Origin of the sequence: Mesorhizobium sp. M7A.F.Ca.CA.003.01.2.1 (assembly GCF_003998945.1) — a bacterium.
Lineage (GTDB): Bacteria > Pseudomonadota > Alphaproteobacteria > Rhizobiales > Rhizobiaceae > Mesorhizobium > Mesorhizobium ciceri.
The window spans coordinates 1-1,042 of sequence record NZ_RZRA01001359.1; the positions used below are offsets into that span (position 1 = coordinate 1).

A 1,042-nucleotide genomic window follows, 5' to 3' on the forward strand; every position below is an offset into this window, starting at 1 on the left:
CTCCTGGTCGCTGACCGCCAGGTTCTTGGTAAGACGATCGGAATTGGCCTCCGCCTCGGCAAGTTCCTTCTCGCGCTGATCGAGGCGTGACTTGAGCACGGACAGCTTGTTGTCGAAGTTCCCGCGCCGGGCGATGAGCAGCTTCTGTTCATTGTCGCAGATTTGCGGAGCGACCGACTGGATGTCCTGCGGGCACGGAAATGGGCCCGAGAGATTGCCGGCCTGTTCGTATTTCAGCCTTGCTATGCGCACTTCCAGCGCGCGCGCCTTGGCCTGCTGCTCGCCAAGGCTGGACGTGTTGAGCGTGTTGTCCAGGCGGATGATGAGATCGTTCTTCTTGACGACCTGGCCGATCGTCACGGCGATTTCCTGAACCACACCGGCCTCGCTCGCCTGGATGATCTGGGTCTTGGAAGCAGGTATGACCTTGCCGTCGCCGCGTGCGATCTCATCGACTTCGGCAAAGGACGCCCAGGCGACAAAAACGACGAAGAGCGCTCCGATGATGAATATGGACGCCGACGCAAACAGCGGCGGCCGATCTTCCCTGGCAAGCATTTCCCACGCCCCAACGCATTGGATGCAGCAATAATTGTTTTGTCAGGCGCTTGTTTTCTGCAACGCCTGTATGACTTGGTCCTTCGGTCCGTCGGCAACGATTTTGCCCTGTTCGATAACGATCAGGCGGTCGGCCAGTTCAAGCATGCTGAACCGATGTGTGGAGACGATCAGCGTGGTGTCGCGGTCAAAGGCGACTTTGAGCTGCTTGATCAACTGGCGTTCGGAAGCAAGATCCATCGAGCCCGACGGCTCGTCCAGAAAGACGATTTTCGGTTTGGTCAGCAGCAGGCGCGCGATCGCCACCGTCTGCCTTTGGCCGCCGGAAAGATTGGTGCCGCGCTCGCCGACATTCATGTCGTAGCCGCGCGGGTGGCGTGAAACGAAATCATCGACGCCGGCAGCCTTTGCCGCTTCGATGATCTGTTCGTCTGTAGCCTCGGGGCATGCCATCAGGAGGTTCTCCTTGATGGTGCCCGAGAAC

Annotated in this window: 2 protein-coding genes; both read right to left on the reverse strand. The window is 59.1% G+C overall.

Annotated features, from left to right (window positions below):
* A partial coding sequence (locus EN969_RS32645; protein WP_127419815.1) for a biotin/lipoyl-binding protein occupies positions 1-558 on the reverse strand: 558 nt, incomplete at its 3' end.
* Positions 559-600: 42 nt separating this feature from the next.
* Positions 601-1,042 (reverse strand): ATP-binding cassette domain-containing protein (locus tag EN969_RS32650; protein ID WP_127419816.1); only part of this gene is annotated, 442 nt, incomplete at its 5' end.